The following is a 15,148-nucleotide window of genomic DNA, read 5'->3' as shown; positions in this document are numbered from 1 at the left end:
TGGCTGCGTTCGGTTCCCGAACGGCCTCCATGACTTAATTTAGATCGTGATTTAAGAGGTGAGAGAAGGTCGCGTCAAGGTCTGCGACCGGGGTATGTTGCGTCCAGGGAAGGAGCACCATGGCGGAGCGCACCAGACGGACCGTACGTGACCTGCGGCGAGGCAACCGTGCCCGGGTTCTGCAACGGTTGTATTTCGAGGGCCCGTTGAGCCGCCAGGAGCTCGGACCGGCCACCGGGCTGAGTTCAGGTTCCATCAGCAACGTCGTCTCGGAGCTGGTGGCCGAAGGAGTGCTCGAAGAAGCCGGAGTGGTCGACTCCGACGGCGGCCGCCCGCGCACCCTGCTCCGCGTCAGTCCCACGAGCGGCCTGCTCATCGGCATCGACATCGGCGAGACCCGCGTACGTGTCGAGCTCTTCGACCTCTCCCTCACCGAACTGGCCCGCACCGAACGCCTGTTGGCCCAGCACGGTTACGACGTCGAGCGCGTCGTCGCCCATGTCCGCACGGGCGTCGCCGACGTCCTGCGCGAGGCGGACGCCGACGCGGAAAGGCTCCTCGGCATCGGAATCGGGGTCCCCGGCATCATCGAGCAGAACGCCCCGGACGGCGCGATCGTGCACGGCCAGACGATCGGCTGGAGCGCCGTGCCGTTCGAGAAGCTGCTGCGGGACGCCGTCGAACTGCCCCCGGAAGTCCCACTGTTCATCGACAACGGTGCCAAGACACTGGGCCAGGCCGAGATGTGGTTCGGCGGCGGGCGCGGCTCCCGCGAGGCCGCCGTCGCCCTCATCGGCTCGGGAGTCGGCGCCTGCGTCGTGCATGCCGCCACCCCCGACGAGAACGCCCGCAGCAGTGCCCTCGAATGGGGTCATACGACGGTACGGATCCGGGGACGCCGCTGCCGCTGCGGCTCGCTGGGCTGCCTGGAGGCATACGCCGGGGCCGAAGCGCTGCGCGAACGGTGGCAGGAGGACGGCGGACCGCTCCCCGCCGACGCCGACGACGAGACCGCGCTCGCCGCTCTGCTGGCCGCGGCCTTCCCCGGCGAGGACGGCCCCGAGCCCGACCCGGTGGCCCTCTCCCTCCTCGACGACACCGCCGAGTACCTGGGCGCGGCCGTCGCCGACCTGATCAACCTCTTCCGCCCCGAACGGATCCTCATCGGCGGGTGGGCCGGACTCCTCATCGGCCCGCACTTGCTCCCCGAAGTGCGCCGATACGCGGGGGAGTACGCCCTGCGGCACGCCGCCGACCGCACCACCATCGAGCTGGGACAGCTCGGCCCGGACGCGGTCACCGTCGGCGCGGCGACGCTTCCGCTCGCCGACTTCCTGGCGCGCGGCGGCAGCCGCCCGGCCCCAGTGCGCCGGGCCTGAACCCTTGTCATGGTCCGGGCCAAGCACCTAAGTTGACCGCTTGTGACGTGACTGCATGCCTGACCTACATGGCAGTGGGGGAGTCTCACCATGGGCACAACCGGTCGGCACCGCCGATACCAGCCGAGCCGTATCAACCGTGCTTCCCTCACCGTCACCGCGGGCGGTGCGGGCATGGCCCTGCCGCTCATCGGCGCGGGCACGGCCCATGCGGCCTCCGTGGACGTCTGGGAGAAGGTCGCGGGCTGCGAGTCCACGAACAACTGGAAGATCAACACCGGCAACGGCTACTACGGCGGACTGCAGTTCACTCAGTCCACCTGGGAGGCGTACGGCGGCAGGCACTATGCCCCGCGCGCGGATCTCGCCAGCAAGGACCAGCAGATAGCCGTCGCCGAGAAGGTGCTCAAGGGGCAGGGGCCGAAGGCCTGGCCCGTCTGCTCGGCCCGCGCCGGTCTCACCCGTGGCGGTGACGCCCCCGACATCGCACCGGCCAGGGGGTTACAGGCGCACAGTGAGCGCAAGACCGCACCGAAGAGGGCCACCCCGACCACCGTGCCCACGCATCGCGAGGGCTACACCGTGGCCCGCGGCGACTCACTCTCCAAGATCGCGGATTCCGAGGACGTCGGCGGCGGCTGGCAGCGCCTGTACGCGCAGAACCGCACCGTCATCGGCAGCGACCCCGACCTGATCCACCCGGGCCAGAAGCTGATCCTCCGCATGGAGGCACCGGCCGGGCAGAAGCCGAAAGCCCGGCCGAAACAGCAGGCACCGAAGCCGAAGGCCCAGCCCAAGCCGAAGGCCCACCCGAAACAGCAGACGCCCAAGCAGGCCCACGCGACCAAGCCCGCGCACCGGAGCGGATTCAGCGCCCCCGTGGAGGCGAGCATCGGCACCCCCTACGGCAAGCCCGGTTCCTCCTGGGCCAGCGGCTACCACACCGGTGTCGACTTCCCCGTCCCCACGGGCACCTCGGTGAAGGCCGTCGCCTCCGGCCGCGTCGTATCGGCCGGCTGGGGCGGTGCGTACGGCTATCAGGTCGTAGTCCGGCACGCGGACGGCAAGTACAGCCAGTACGCGCATCTCTCGGCGCTCAACGTGCGCTCCGGCCAGCAGGTCAGCAGCGGTCAGCGGATCGCACGCTCGGGCTCGACCGGCAACACCTCAGGGCCGCATCTCCATTTCGAAGTGCGTACAGGGCCCGGCTACGGGTCCGACATCGATCCCCTCGCCTACCTCAGGTCGGGCGGCGTCCAGGTCTGAGGACAGCACCTGCCGGTCCGAGGGCCGCGCCTGCGTATCCGCGTGGAGAATCCGCGGCGCCGAGCGGCGCACCTGCTGTCGCGAGGGCGCCGAATCCGACGTGCGCCCCGCCGGCTCCGACATGTGCGCCTGCGACTGGGACGTGCGCACCGGCGCCTTCGTCTCCGTCCGCGTCGCCTTGATCCGCTCCGTTGTCAGCAGGATCAGCCCGCCCGCCGCCACGACCCCGAAGCCGAGCGCGAACACGGTTCCCGGCACGCCGTACCGGAACGTCTCGCCGAACATCGTGATGCCGACAGCGGCAGCCACCACCGGGTTGACGACCGTGACCGTCGCCAGCGGGGCCGCGAGGCCCGCGCCGTGGTACGAGGACTGGGAGAGCAGCAGTCCGCCGCAGGCCAGAACGGCGATCACCAGCAGGCTCGGCCACTGGTCCAGCGGCTCCGACCACGACCAGTCCACCGCGACGGTCTTGGTGAACACCGAGGCGATACCGAAGGCCACACCCGCCGCGGCGGCGAGCAGCACACTGCGGATGATCGGCCGGTTCACGGTCTGGGCGGCCAGGAAGAGCAGCGCCACACCGCCGAAGGTCGCGGCGGCCAGCACCCCGCGCTGCCCGCCGTCCAGCGAGTGGGAAACGGATGTGCCGGTCAGCGCCAGCAGCCCGGCGAGCCCGGCCGTGGTCAGGATCGCGCCGCGCCAGGCGGCCCTGCCCGCCCTGCGCCGTACGAACAGCGCGGCCATCGGCAGGGCGAAGACGATCGTCAGCGCGCCGAGCGGCTGGACCAGGCTCAGCGGCCCGTACGCCAGTGCCACGACGTGGAGTACGGCGCCGAGGCCGTTGAGGGCGACGGCGACCCACCACGCGGCGTGGTGCAGCGGGGCGTACGGCCGGGCCGAGGTGGAGGCAGCGACATGCTCCTGCGTGATCGCCCCGGCCGCATATGCGACCGCGGAGACCAGTGACAGCACCACGGCCAGCGCGAGGGAACTCATAGAGACCACGATCTCCCTCTTCAGCGTTCGCGTCGTCGTCCTTGAGCAGGCACTTGGACGTACTGCCGACGTAGTACGAGCCTAGGTCAAAAGTCCCCCTTGCGGCGGGCGAGCAGGTCAGCGCGGGTGGGGACGATCGACGCTATCGCTACCGTTGCGCATGCGGACAGGGACGGCGACAGGCCTGACAGCAAGCTGACAGCGGGGTACGGAAGCGTGGGTGTGGATCTCGACGAGGTGGGGGCCGTGGGCGGCTTGTTCGGCCTGCGGACCGGCACGCCTGGCGAGGGGCATATGCCACTGGCTCGGCTCTACGCGGGCGAGACCGCCCCGCTCACGGCCCGGGTCGACACGGTCGCCGCCCGGCTGCACACCCCCGAGCGGCGGGTCGCGGCCTCCATCGCGCACCAGGGGTTCGCCGCACGCCTGTGGTCGGTCGCCCTCGGCTGTGCCGCGCTGCACGGCGAGCTGCCCGATCTCGACCCCGCCCGGCTGCACTGGGACCCGAGGCGCAGCGCCCCCGACGATCTCTGTCTGACCGCCACGCGCACCGTGCCCGCCACCGCGGCCACGGTCCGCGAAGCGGTGCAGTACGGCCATCTCGTACCGCTCGCCGATCTCCTCACCGCCGACACCCGCATCTCGCGGCAGCTGCTGTGGGGCAACGCCGGCTCAGCCCTCGCCGGAGCCGTCCGCGCACTGCGTGCCTGGGCCCGGCTCGGCGGCCGGACCGACGTCGCCGAGCGGGCATCGGCGCTCGCCGCCGAGCTCTTCGCCCACCCCGATCTGTCCGGCACCGTCGAAGGTCCCGCCATGAGGCGCCGAACCTGCTGCCTCTATTACCGCTGTCCCGGCGGCGGGCTCTGCGGCGACTGCGTCTTCGACCGTCCCCCGCAACCACGCTCGGCGCGGTGACGGTGAGAGAAGCGGAGTGATCCTGACCGTGCTCTTCCCCGCACGCCCTATGTGAGTGACCATCATCAGGTGAAGGTGGGACTGCTCACGCGCGAGTATCCGCCGGACGTCTACGGGGGCGCCGGGGTCCATGTGGAGTTCCTGGCCCGGGAGTTGAGAACCCTGGCCGATCTGGAAGTGCACTGCTGGGGCGAGGGTGAGGCCGAAGGCGTGCTGCGCCACGGGGCCCTTGCGGGACTCGAGAACGCCAACGACGCCCTGCGCACCTTCTCCGTCGATCTGGCGATGGCCGCCGAGCTGCAGGGCCGCGAACTGGTCCACTCCCACACCTGGTACGCCAACCTTGCGGGCCATCTCGCCAAGCTGCTCTACGGCGTCCCGCATGTGATGACCGCCCATTCGCTGGAGCCGCTGCGCCCGTGGAAGGCCGAACAGCTCGGCGGCGGCTATGCATTGTCCAGCTGGGCCGAGCGCACCGCGATAGAGGCCGCGGACGCCGTGATCGCCGTGTCCCGCGGCATGCGCGCCGACATCCTCGCCTGCTATCCGGCCCTCGACCCGGACCGGGTGCGCGTCGTCCACAACGGCATCGACACCCGTATGTACCGCCCCGACGACGACACCGACGCCCTGGAGCGCATCGGCCTCGACCCGGACCGTCCCTTCGCCCTCTTCGTCGGGCGCATCACGCGCCAGAAGGGCGTTCCGCATCTGCTCCGCGCCGCCCGCTCCTTCGACCCGGACACCCAGCTGGTGCTCTGCGCGGGCGCCCCGGACACGCCGGAGATCGGCCGTGAATTCCGGGAGCTCGTCGGGGAGCTGGAGCGGGTACGGGACGGGGTGCACTGGATCCCCGAGATGCTGCCGCGGCCCCAGGTCATCCAACTCCTCAGCCACGCGGCGGTGTTCATCTGCCCGTCCGTGTACGAGCCGCTGGGCATCGTCAATCTGGAGGCCATGGCCTGCGGCACGGCCGTCGTCGCGTCCGCGGTCGGCGGCATCCCCGAGGTCGTGGACGACGGACGCACGGGACTGCTCGTGCCGTACGACGCCGCTCATCCCGAAGCCTTCGAGTCGGGTCTCACCCAGTCGGTGAACCGGATCATCGACGACGCCGGCGAGGCCGCCAGGATGGGCGCCGCCGGACGGGAGCGCGCGGTACGGGAGTTCGGCTGGGACCAGGTGGCCCGGCGCACGTACGAGGTGTACGAGGAGTTGCTCAAGCAGGCATAGCACGCACGGCAGGCAGAGAGGGGCTGCGATGCGCGGTGGACCTTCGGTGCTCGGAATCGTACTCGCCGGCGGGGAGGGCAAGCGGCTGATGCCGCTCACCGCCGACCGCGCGAAACCTGCGGTGACCTTCGGCGGCATGTACCGGCTCGTCGACTTCGTGCTCTCCAGCCTGGTCAACGGCGACATCCTGCGGATCTGTGTGCTCACCCAGTACAAATCGCACTCGCTGGACCGTCATGTGACCACCACCTGGCGGATGTCGAGTCTGCTCGGCAACTACGTCACACCCGTCCCGGCGCAGCAGCGGCTCGGCCGCCGCTGGTATCTGGGCAGCGCGGACGCGATCCTGCAGTCGCTGAACCTCGTCAACGACGAACGGCCGGACTACATCGCGGTGTTCGGCGCGGACCACGTGTACCGGATGGACCCGCGGCAGATGCTCAAGCAGCACATCGAGGGCGGTGCCGGTGTCACCGTCGCCGGGATCAAGGTGCCGCGCGCCGAAGCGTCCTCGTTCGGGATCATCACCCCCGCGTCCGACGGCGCCCGGGTCGAGAGGTTCCTGGAGAAGCCCACCGACCCGCCCGGACTGCCCGGCGACCCCGGCAGGGTCTTCGCCTCCATGGGCAACTATCTCTTCACCACCAAGATCCTCGTCGACGCGCTCCACCGGGACGCGGAGGACCAGCACTCCGTTCATGACATGGGTGGTTCGATACTGCCGATGCTCACCGAGCGGGGTGTGGCGCAGCTCTATGACTTCAATGAGAACCATGTGCCCGGCGAGAGCGCGCGGGAGCATGGCTACTGGCGCGATGTGGGCACGCTCGACACGTACTACGAAGCGCATATGGATCTGATCTCGGACCGCCCTGCCTTCGATCTCGACAACCGCCGCTGGCCCATCTACACCCACTCCGGCCAGCTGCCGCCGGCCCGTTTCATCGGCGCGGGCATCGCGAGCGAGTCCGTCGTCAGCCCCGGCTGCATTGTGCGCGGACAGGTCACCCGCTCCGTCCTCTCGCCCGGTGTGACGGTGGGGGAGGGAGCGGTGGTGCAGGGCTCGGTCCTCCACGACAACGTTCGCATCGGTCGGGGAGCGGTGGTGCGCGGCTCGATTCTCGACAAGAACGTCGATGTCCCTCCCGGCGCCACGATCGGCGTCAATCCCGAGCGTGACCAGGAGCTCTACACCGTTTCCAAGAACGGAGTCATCGCGCTCGGCAAGGGGCAGCCGGTGCTCTGAGTCCGTATTGCGGCGGCATGGCCGATTGCCGATCACGCCGTACGGGAATCAGAGGGGTGAGGGGCCTGTCGTTGCGCTTCGACCGCCAACGACCGCCCCACTCGGTTTTCCTGGCTGGTTTCGATCGGAAAAGGAGTGATGACATGCGTGCGCACAGGCGCTCACGTCGGCGCGCCGCATGCGCGACGTATCTCCTGCCGCAGGCGGAGACGTCCGCCCGCTGGGCACGGCATCTGACAACGGTGTATCTCACCCGGGGCTGCGGCGAAGTGGTGTCCGGTGACCAGGTGGAGGACGCGACCCTGGTCGTGTCCGAGCTGGTCACCAACGCCACCCGGCACGGCCGCAGCAGTTGCCGGCTGCGGCTGCACGTCAACCCGGGGCTGGTCACCGTCGAGGTGGAGGACGCCAGTCCGGTCCACCCGCGGCTGTGCTCGCCGCTGGACACGGACGAGGGCGGGCGGGGCATCGTGATGGTGCGCGAGCTCGCGCAGCACTTCGCGGTACGGGGCGGGCCCGGGGGCGGCAAGACCGTACAGGCGGTGCTCGCCGCGTCCTGAAGAGAGCCCCCCTCGGCACGGCTGCCGCCACACCCCCAGATCGAGCTTCTTGCGCATGGAGCTGAGCCCCAGCTTGCGGGCCCGCTCGCAGAACTTGTCGACCGGCAGCGCGTACTCGACATGGAAGACCGCCTTCCCGGCCTTCACCAAGGGCGTCAGGGCCGCGCAGTCGTCGTACTGGGCGCACTCCTCGTTCACCGCGAAGTCGAAGTCCCCTACCAGCTGGGCGACTTGGGGCAGGTCGTTCTTGAGTCCCACGGACATGCCGCGATCATGGGCGAGGCGGGCGATCATGCCTCGCGCGCGACGGCCCGGCCGCGGCCCGTAGTCGGTGTCCACGTACCCGAGCACCCGCACACCGGCCGCCCGCAGCTCGCGGGCGGCGTCGGCGAACGCCGGGTCGGGGGCGGCGGCGGGACCGTCGTCGACGTTGACCACGACGCCGTAGAGGAGGGACGCGGACGCAACGAGGACCTGCCAGCCGGCGGGGGCGACGGCGGGGTGGGATTCGGCCACCCGGTCGGCGGCCTGGTGATCGCGACGGCGAAGACTCACCGACAGTGAAATGAGTCTGGACAAAAAAAGTTGTCGGTGAGATGGTGAAGTCATGTTGGACGTGACCGTGATCGAGGACTCGGCGGCTGCCGCCGTCTCGCTGGACCCCATGCGCTCCCGGCTGCTCGCCGAGCTCGCTGCCGGTCCGGCGTCGGCGGCCATGCTGGCCGGCCGGGTCGGGCTGCCCCGCCAGAAGGTGAACTACCACCTCAAGGCGCTGGAGCGGCACGGCCTGGTCGAGCTCGCCGGCGAGCGCAGAAAGGGCAATGTCACCGAGCGGCTGATGCGGGCCACCGCGGCCTCGTACGTCATCTCACCGCTCGCCCTGGCCGCCGTGCAGCCCGACCCGGCCCGCTTCCGCGACCAGCTCTCCGCCCGCTGGATGCTTGCGGTCGCCGCGCGGCTCGTGCGCGATGTCGGCACCCTGATCACGGGCGCCGCCAAGGCCCGCAAGCGGCTGGCGACCTATGCACTGGACGGCGAGGTGCGCTTCGCCTCCGCTGCCGATCGGGCCGCCTTCGTGGCGGAGCTCACGCAGGGCGTCGGCGCGCTGATCGCCAAGTACCACGACGAGGACGCGCCGGGCGGCCGCGAGCACCGCATCGTCGTCGCCCTCCACCCCACGGTGAAAAGCCCACCGGCCATCGAGGAGTCGTCATGACCCGGAGCGCTCAGGCCAAGTCGCCCGGTTCGGGCGTCCAGCACATCGTCTACGCGCCCCAGAGCGCCTGAGTATCAGGAGTCACCATGTCCAAGGAATTCGAGATCGTCCGCGAGTTCGAGGTCGACGCGAGCCCCGAAGAGGTCTGGGAGGCGATCACCACCGGCACGGCCGGCTGGCTGTGGCCCATGGAGTACGAGCCCAAAAAGGGCGGCGCCGGGCCCTACGGCAGCACCGTCACCGAATGGGACCCGCCGCGCCATCTGACCGGCCGCACCGAGAATGCCGAAGGCATCACGCAGCAGACCCTCAACCAGCTCGACCATGTCATCGAGCCGCGTGAGGGCGGCGGCTCCTGGGTCCGCTATGTGCACAGCGGCATCTTGGTCGAGGACTGGGACAACCAGTACGACGGGGCCAACAAGCACACCGACTTCTATCTGCACACCCTGCAGCAGTACCTCAAGCACTTCACCGGCCGCGCCGCCACCTTCGCGACCCTGGACGCTCCCGCCGCGTCGAACACCCCGGGCGGTCTCGAGGTCGTCAGCCGCGGACTCGGGCTGGCGGACGACGCGACCGAGGGTGCGACGGTACGGGTCGAGCTGCCCGGCGCCGGTCAGGTGGACGCGGTCCTCGACTACCGCAATCCGTACTTCATCGGGCTCCGCACCGACGAGGCGATGTACCGCGTCTTCGGCCGCAACCACTTCGGTGCGCCGGTCGGCGTGAGCGTGCACGACTTCGCCCGTGGTGCGGACGCGAAGAAGAACGAGGAGGCGTGGGGGACCTGGCTGACCGGCCTCTTTGCCTGAGCAGGTCGGGGCAGGCGGGGGCTTCGCCTTAGAGGGTGTCTTTCGGATCAGGCCGGATGACACCCCCTAGGACCGGGGTCCTGGGCGAAGCCCCTGGTCACGAGATTTTGTCGTCACCCTTTTGCTCGGTAAAGTTGCGCTTTTGAAAACCCACTGCGTACGAGTGACCGAGGAACGGCAAAGGCAATGACGGTGACAGAGGACAGCCCGGTGTTCGGCCAGGGCATCGACCCGGAGCGCCTGGCCGTCTGCCTCAGCGTGCTCGACGAGCTCGACAAGCTGGATGTCGACCACCCCGACGCGATCATCGTGCGCCGTGCCACCGCAGGCATCTACCGCACCGTGAAGCAGCGCCGCCGCCAGGAGCGCCGGGCCGCCAAGACCGCCAACGACAAGGCGGTCACCGAGGCCACCGCGACCGGATCCGCCGAGCGCATCGACGACGAGACCGAGGGTCTGCTGCCGTCCTCCTCGGTCACCGGAGAGATCGCGATCGCGGGCATACTCCAGCGCCCCCGGTCCTGCTACATCTGCAAGACCCGCTATGTCGAGGTCGACGCCTTCTACCACCAGCTGTGCCAGAAGTGCGCGGCCGAGAACCGCGCCCGCCGCGACGCCCGCACCGATCTGACCGGCAAGCGCGCTCTCCTCACCGGCGGCCGGGCCAAGATCGGTATGTACATCGCGCTGCGGCTGCTGCGTGACGGTGCCCACACCACCATCACCACCCGCTTCCCCAACGACGCGATCCGCCGCTTCAAGGCGATGCCGGACAGCGACGAGTGGATCCACCGCCTCAAGATCGTCGGCATCGATCTGCGTGACCCGGCCCAGGTCGTCGCGCTCGCCGACTCGGTAGCCGCCGAGGGCCCGCTGGACATCCTGATCAACAACGCTGCCCAGACGGTACGCCGTTCCCCGGGCGCCTACAGCGAACTGGTCGCCGCCGAGTCCGCGCCGCTGCCCGCAGGCGAGCTGCCGCCCGCCCACGTCATCGGCACCTTCGGCAGCGGCGCCGTGGATTCCGTCGCCGCGCTGCCCTCCGCCGCGGGCGAGGGCCTGAGCGCCCAGGACGTGACGGACCTCGCACTTGTCAGCGGCTCCGCATCCCTCGAGCGCATCGCTGCCGGCACCGCCATCGACGCCGGCGGTCTCGTCCCCGATCTGCACGACACCAACAGCTGGATCCAGACCGTCTCCGAGGTGGACCCGGTCGAGCTCCTCGAAGTGCAGCTGTGCAACTCCACCGCGCCCTTCATCCTGATCAGCCGGCTCCGCCCGGCGATGGCCGCCGCCGCGGCCAAGCGCACCTACGTGGTGAACGTCTCCGCGATGGAGGGCGTCTTCAGCCGCGGCTACAAGGGCGCGGGCCACCCGCACACCAACATGGCCAAGGCCGCGCTGAACATGCTCACGCGCACCAGCGCCCAGGAGATGTTCGAGAGCGACGGCATCCTGATGACCGCCGTCGACACCGGCTGGATCACCGACGAGCGCCCGCACCCCGACAAGATGCGTCTCGCCGACGAGGGCTTCCACGCCCCGCTCGACCTGGTCGACGGCGCGGCCCGCGTCTACGACCCGATCGTGCGCGGCGAAGACGGCGAGGACCTCTTCGGCTGCTTCCTCAAGGACTACGCTCCGGCGAACTGGTAGACGTTCTCAGCTGATCGTGGACGGCGTACGAGCCGGTGCCCGCAGCAGCGCGCACCCTCGTACCGCCGTCCACCAGCAGATCGGCCCCCGTCACCCACTCCGCCTCGTCGGAGACCAGCCACAGCACCGCCCGCGCCACGTCGTCCGGCTCGCCGATCCGGCCCAGCGGCAGCCCTTCGGCGATGCGCCGCTCGGCGCCTTCCCAGACGAAGCGCGCCATCTCGGTGCGTATGAGCCCCGGTGAGACGGCGTTCACGCGTACACCCGGGGCGAGTTCGCCCGCGAGCTGCTGCGTGAGGTGCAGCAGCGCCGCCTTGCTGGTGCCGTACGCGCCGACATTCGGGCCGACGCCATGGGTGCCCTCGGTGCAGATGTTGACCACCGCGCCGCCGTGCTCGCGCATCCAGGCCCGCCAGGCGAGCTGTGCCAGCCGCAGCGCAGCCTCGACGTTCACCGTGAACGCCTGCCGCCACTCGTCGGGATCGGCCTCCATCAGCGGACCGTAGGGGGCGTTGGTCGCGACGTTGTTGATCAGGATGTCGAGGCTCCCGAACTTACGCATCGCGAGCGCTGTGCACCGGCCGAGATGGTCCGGGTCCCCGACGCTGCCCACGCAGCCCGCTGCCTGCGCGCCCGCCTTCCGCAGCCCGGCCACGGCCTCCGTTACTCCATCCGTGTCCCGTGCGGTGACCACCACCTTCGCCCCGGCTGTGGCCAGTGCCCCGGCGACGGCGCGCCCGATACCCCGCGAAGCCCCCGTCACCAGGGCCGTTCTGCCTTCGAGGCTGCGTTGTGCTCGCCCGGAAATCATCCGCGTACGATCCCACGAAGCCCCGCACAGGGATAGATCGTTGGCCGGTATTGAGCGGGTTTACAGGAGATTTACAGGCCCCATCGAGCAGGGGCCTGCTCATATGGTTACCCTGGGGTGAACGGACGCCACCAAGGGATCCACGAATCTCCCTTGGCCGTCCTGGGACAAGCCTGCAACCAGGCTGCGGTCCCGCCCGAGTAACGGCGCCACCGCGACCCGAACTGCCCTTGTCCCAGTTACGCGACACAGAGGAGTGCGCGGTGACATCAGAAGTCAAGAAGCACGACAAACGCCCGCAAGAACGCAGCGGCGAACGGACCGCCCGGTCCGACGAACTCGGCAGTCTCGAAGTCTGGGCCCGATCGGCCCCGATCAGGCTGGCCGGCTACGAGGAAGACCTCGCCGAGCCGCATATCCTGCCCGGCATCGACTGAGCGGATCGCTTCGCCGCCGTGCCCCCTGCCCCCACAGGCAGGGGGCACGGAAGGTCAAGGAGCCGCCCGCACCCCGTCGACGACGAGCACATCGCGCTCCACCAGCCGCTCCCCGCACTCTGCGCATACCAGCCGCGGCGAGAACTCCCGCCCGCAGGAACGGTGTACGGACACCAGCGCGGGCCCCTCCGGCGCCGCGTACCAGCGCTGGCCCCAGTCGATCAGCGTCATCACCACCGGGAAGAACGCCCGGCCCTTGGCGGTGAGCCGGTAGTCCTGGCCGGCCGCCCGGAGAACTCCCAGCGCGCAGAAGGTCCTCAGCCGGTCGGCGACCATCGCCGGCGGTGCGCCGAGCCGCTGCTGGAACTCCCCGAACCGGTGCACGCCGAAGAAGGCCGCGCCGAGCAGCGCGACCGACCAGCGGTTGCCGATCAGCGCGGTCGTCTCCGGGAAGAGACCGGCCGCGCCCCCGTCCCCGGACGTACTGCGCCGCCGTGTCGCGGCCGCCGGGATGGAACGGGCGGCCTCGCCGCTCGGCCCGAGGACGGAGCGCACATCGCGCTGCCCGGTCCGCTCGCCGCACCCGTCGCAGATCATCACCGGCTCGCTGTTGCGCCCGCAGGAGCGGTGCCGCATCCACGGCAGCTCATCGCGTTGGCCCGCGACCCAGCGGAACTCCCAGCCCCAGATGGAGACCAGCACCGGCCACACGGCGAGCCCGCGCGGGGTGAGCCGGTACTCGTACCGCACGGGCCGCTGCCGGTAGGCGTCGCGGGTCAGCAGGCCGTGCCCGGTGAGTCTGCCGAGCCGTCCGGTGAGCACCGCGTCCGAGATCGGGAGCTGGTCGCGCCAGTCCTGGTAGCGGCGTACTCCCAGATGCGCATGGCGCAGGATCAGCAGCGTCCACTCGTCGCCGAGCAGGCCGAGGGTGACCGCGATCGCGTTCTGTCCGCCGGCCTGCAGCAGGGTCGCCGACTCCTCGGTCACGGTGCTCCCAGGCTCCTAGGGGGTGTCCGCGGGGCCTTCGAGCCAGCCGGGGAGCGCGGATCCTGGAGCCCAGGTGGAGTGGGTGCCGCTGGAGATCCGTTCCGGAAGGCGCACCCGGGCGACTGGACCGTCGCTCAGGCGTGCGGCGTCGAAGACCAGGCACTCGGAACGATCGGCGTTCATATCGGTGGCCAGCGTAACAAGGTAGCCGTCGTCCTCCCCGGCCGAGCCGGTGCGCGGAGCCATGGCCGTCTCACTGCCGAACACCCCGTCCCCGTACGCGTATCGCTCCTCGCTTCCCGTCGTCAGGTCGTGCTTGACGATGCCGTCCATCAGGAACCAGCCGGGCCGCTGGGTCGAGGCGTACGCATAGCGGTAGGAGCGGCCGCCGCGGTCCGGGTTGATCATGCCGAACTCCGTGAAGCGCTCGCTCAGTTGCTCCTCCTTCACCTTCCCCGTACGGAGGTTGAGCCGCCAGCGGTGCAGCCGGGTTTGAAGCCGCTCGATCGCGAGGAAGCGGAACATTCGCTGGTAGATGCCCTCGCCGCGCGGGTCGGCCGGTTCGGGGCAGCCCTGGTGGAAGCCGTCCAGGACGATCTCGTCGCCGTCCTCGTACGCATTGGTGAAGTGCAGTACATAGGTGGGATCGGCTTCGAACCAGCGGACGTCGGTGCCGAGCCGCGGTACGACGCCGAAGCGGCTCGGCAGTTCGGGGTGGAAGCGCGAGGCGTACTTGCCCTGGGAGATCAGCTCCGGGTCCCAGAAGAGCGGGAAGTCGTTGAGGATCGCGTAGTTCTCAGTGAACGCCATGTCGTGCGGCAGGCGCGGGCCCGGCAGGGGGACGTCGGTGAGGTGCTTGAGGCGGTTGTCGGGTCCCACGACGCCGTAGCGCAGATACGGAGCCTCGGTCGCGTACGAGAAGAAGAGCAGCTCGCCGGTCGCCTCGTCGACTTTGGTGTGGGCGGAGACTCCCCAGTCAGGCGCCCAGGGTGATTTGCCGACCGTTTCGAGAGTGAGCGGGTCAAGACGGTAGACGTCGCCGCACTGCCAGAAGCTGGTCAGCGCCTGTCCGGCGTGGACGACGATGTCCGTGCTGGAGGCGTCCTTCATCCTGGTGCGTGCGCCCCAGCCGTCCTCGCGCAGTGACAGTGAGGGCCGCTCGGCGATGCCCGCCCACAGCGACTGCTTCGCCTTCTGCTCGGCCTCGAAGCCGTCCGTGCGCACAAAACGGTTGCGGTAGAAGGCTTTTCCGTCGCGGAAGCCGACCACATGGATCATGCCGTCCCCGTCGAAGGGGTGGTAGAGCTTGAGCGCCGGGTGCACCGGGTTCTCGGTGTTGCGGAGATAGACGCCGTCGAGGTCGGCGGGTATCTCGCCGATCACCTCCAGGTCGTCGGCCCGCCACTCGGCGGTCTGCGGCTGCCACGGTCCTGTGCGGTACGGATGTTCGTCGTCCACCGGGAGCGTCGATAACGCGCGCGATACGAGCTCAAGGTCCATGGGTGCGGTCCCCTTCCACGGTGAGGCCGGTCGTGCCTCGGTGGCCGCGAGACTACAACTAACAGAGTCACTCGGTGAAGGCCATCATCGGTCATCCGATGACTGAGGTAAGAAAGTTGGCTTCCGTC

At 69.8% G+C, this 15,148-nt stretch carries 14 protein-coding genes and 1 pseudogene; 10 read left to right on the top strand and 5 right to left on the bottom strand.

The window, feature by feature from the left end; translation table 11 throughout:
* The first annotated feature begins 119 nt into the window (after positions 1 to 119).
* Both ABZS64_RS24735 and ABZS64_RS24730 read left to right on the top strand, forming a co-directional pair.
* A complete protein-coding gene (locus tag ABZS64_RS24735) occupies positions 120 to 1,379 on the top strand; it encodes an ROK family transcriptional regulator (protein WP_355833587.1) in 1,260 nt (419 codons plus the stop codon).
* 90 nt (positions 1,380 to 1,469) lie between these two features.
* The gene (locus ABZS64_RS24730) at positions 1,470 to 2,645 is read left to right on the top strand and encodes a transglycosylase family protein (RefSeq protein ID WP_355833584.1); all 1,176 of its coding nucleotides are present in this window, start codon (positions 1,470 to 1,472) and stop codon (positions 2,643 to 2,645) included.
* On the opposite strand, the gene ABZS64_RS24725 is transcribed toward ABZS64_RS24730, so the two are convergent.
* Positions 2,547 to 3,644 (bottom strand): DMT family transporter, encoded by a 1,098-nt coding sequence (locus ABZS64_RS24725; protein ID WP_355833581.1) that lies wholly within the window; start codon positions 3,642 to 3,644, stop codon positions 2,547 to 2,549. The genes ABZS64_RS24730 and ABZS64_RS24725 overlap by 99 nt on opposite strands.
* Positions 3,645 to 3,866: 222 nt before the next feature.
* On the opposite strand from ABZS64_RS24725, the gene ABZS64_RS24720 reads away from it, so the two are divergent.
* From ABZS64_RS24720 to ABZS64_RS24705, 4 genes are all read left to right on the top strand, one after another.
* The gene (locus ABZS64_RS24720; protein ID WP_355833743.1) at positions 3,867 to 4,559 is read left to right on the top strand and encodes a (2Fe-2S)-binding protein; all 693 of its coding nucleotides are present in this window, start codon (positions 3,867 to 3,869) and stop codon (positions 4,557 to 4,559) included.
* Positions 4,560 to 4,628: 69 nt separating this feature from the next.
* Positions 4,629 to 5,792, top strand: coding sequence for a glycogen synthase (glgA, locus tag ABZS64_RS24715; protein WP_355833578.1), 1,164 nt, complete (start codon positions 4,629 to 4,631; stop codon positions 5,790 to 5,792).
* A 28-nt stretch (positions 5,793 to 5,820) separates the two neighbouring features.
* Entirely contained in the window at positions 5,821 to 7,038 is a 1,218-nt protein-coding gene (gene glgC, locus ABZS64_RS24710; protein WP_355833575.1) for a glucose-1-phosphate adenylyltransferase, read from the top strand.
* 143 nt (positions 7,039 to 7,181) lie between these two features.
* Positions 7,182 to 7,598: an ATP-binding protein gene (locus tag ABZS64_RS24705; protein ID WP_355833572.1), complete on the top strand. Its 417-nt coding sequence runs from the start codon at positions 7,182 to 7,184 to the stop codon at positions 7,596 to 7,598.
* A gap of 15 nt (positions 7,599 to 7,613) precedes the next feature.
* On the opposite strand, the pseudogene ABZS64_RS24700 reads toward ABZS64_RS24705, so the two are convergent.
* Positions 7,614 to 7,892: pseudogene (locus tag ABZS64_RS24700) on the bottom strand (endo alpha-1,4 polygalactosaminidase); the annotation flags it as partial.
* A gap of 313 nt (positions 7,893 to 8,205) precedes the next feature.
* Here ABZS64_RS24700 and ABZS64_RS24695 point away from each other — a divergent pair.
* The 3 genes from ABZS64_RS24695 to ABZS64_RS24685 all read left to right on the top strand — a co-directional run bounded on the left by ABZS64_RS24695 (position 8,206) and on the right by ABZS64_RS24685 (position 11,285).
* Positions 8,206 to 8,814, top strand: a complete 609-nt coding sequence (locus tag ABZS64_RS24695; protein ID WP_355833569.1) for a helix-turn-helix domain-containing protein — start codon at positions 8,206 to 8,208, stop codon at positions 8,812 to 8,814.
* Between the two features lie 86 nt (positions 8,815 to 8,900).
* On the top strand, positions 8,901 to 9,629 hold the full coding sequence (locus ABZS64_RS24690) for an SRPBCC domain-containing protein (RefSeq protein ID WP_355833566.1): 729 nt from the start codon (positions 8,901 to 8,903) through the stop codon (positions 9,627 to 9,629).
* Between the two features lie 186 nt (positions 9,630 to 9,815).
* Entirely contained in the window at positions 9,816 to 11,285 is a 1,470-nt protein-coding gene (locus ABZS64_RS24685) for an SDR family NAD(P)-dependent oxidoreductase (protein WP_355833563.1), read from the top strand.
* Here the strand turns inward: ABZS64_RS24685 and ABZS64_RS24680 are convergent.
* The gene (locus ABZS64_RS24680; protein ID WP_355833560.1) at positions 11,257 to 12,096 is read right to left on the bottom strand and encodes an SDR family oxidoreductase; all 840 of its coding nucleotides are present in this window, start codon (positions 12,094 to 12,096) and stop codon (positions 11,257 to 11,259) included. The two genes, ABZS64_RS24685 and ABZS64_RS24680, sit on opposite strands and share 29 nt — an antisense overlap.
* Positions 12,097 to 12,359: 263 nt before the next feature.
* Here ABZS64_RS24680 and ABZS64_RS24675 point away from each other — a divergent pair, with 263 nt between their 5' ends.
* The gene (locus ABZS64_RS24675) at positions 12,360 to 12,533 is read left to right on the top strand and encodes a hypothetical protein (RefSeq protein WP_355833557.1); all 174 of its coding nucleotides are present in this window, start codon (positions 12,360 to 12,362) and stop codon (positions 12,531 to 12,533) included.
* Positions 12,534 to 12,587: 54 nt separating this feature from the next.
* Here ABZS64_RS24675 and ABZS64_RS24670 read toward each other — a convergent pair whose 3' ends face one another.
* Both ABZS64_RS24670 and ABZS64_RS24665 read right to left on the bottom strand, forming a co-directional pair.
* A complete protein-coding gene (locus ABZS64_RS24670) occupies positions 12,588 to 13,520 on the bottom strand; it encodes a helix-turn-helix domain-containing protein (RefSeq protein ID WP_355833554.1) in 933 nt (310 codons plus the stop codon).
* A 15-nt stretch (positions 13,521 to 13,535) separates the two neighbouring features.
* Complete coding sequence (locus ABZS64_RS24665) at positions 13,536 to 15,020, bottom strand: carotenoid oxygenase family protein (RefSeq protein ID WP_355833551.1); 1,485 nt, start codon at positions 15,018 to 15,020, stop codon at positions 13,536 to 13,538.
* Positions 15,021 to 15,148: the final 128 nt, after the last annotated feature.

The organism is Streptomyces sp. NPDC005408 (assembly GCF_040606445.1).
GTDB lineage: Bacteria > Actinomycetota > Actinomycetes > Streptomycetales > Streptomycetaceae > Streptomyces.
This window is presented reverse-complemented; position numbering and strand designations above follow the sequence as displayed.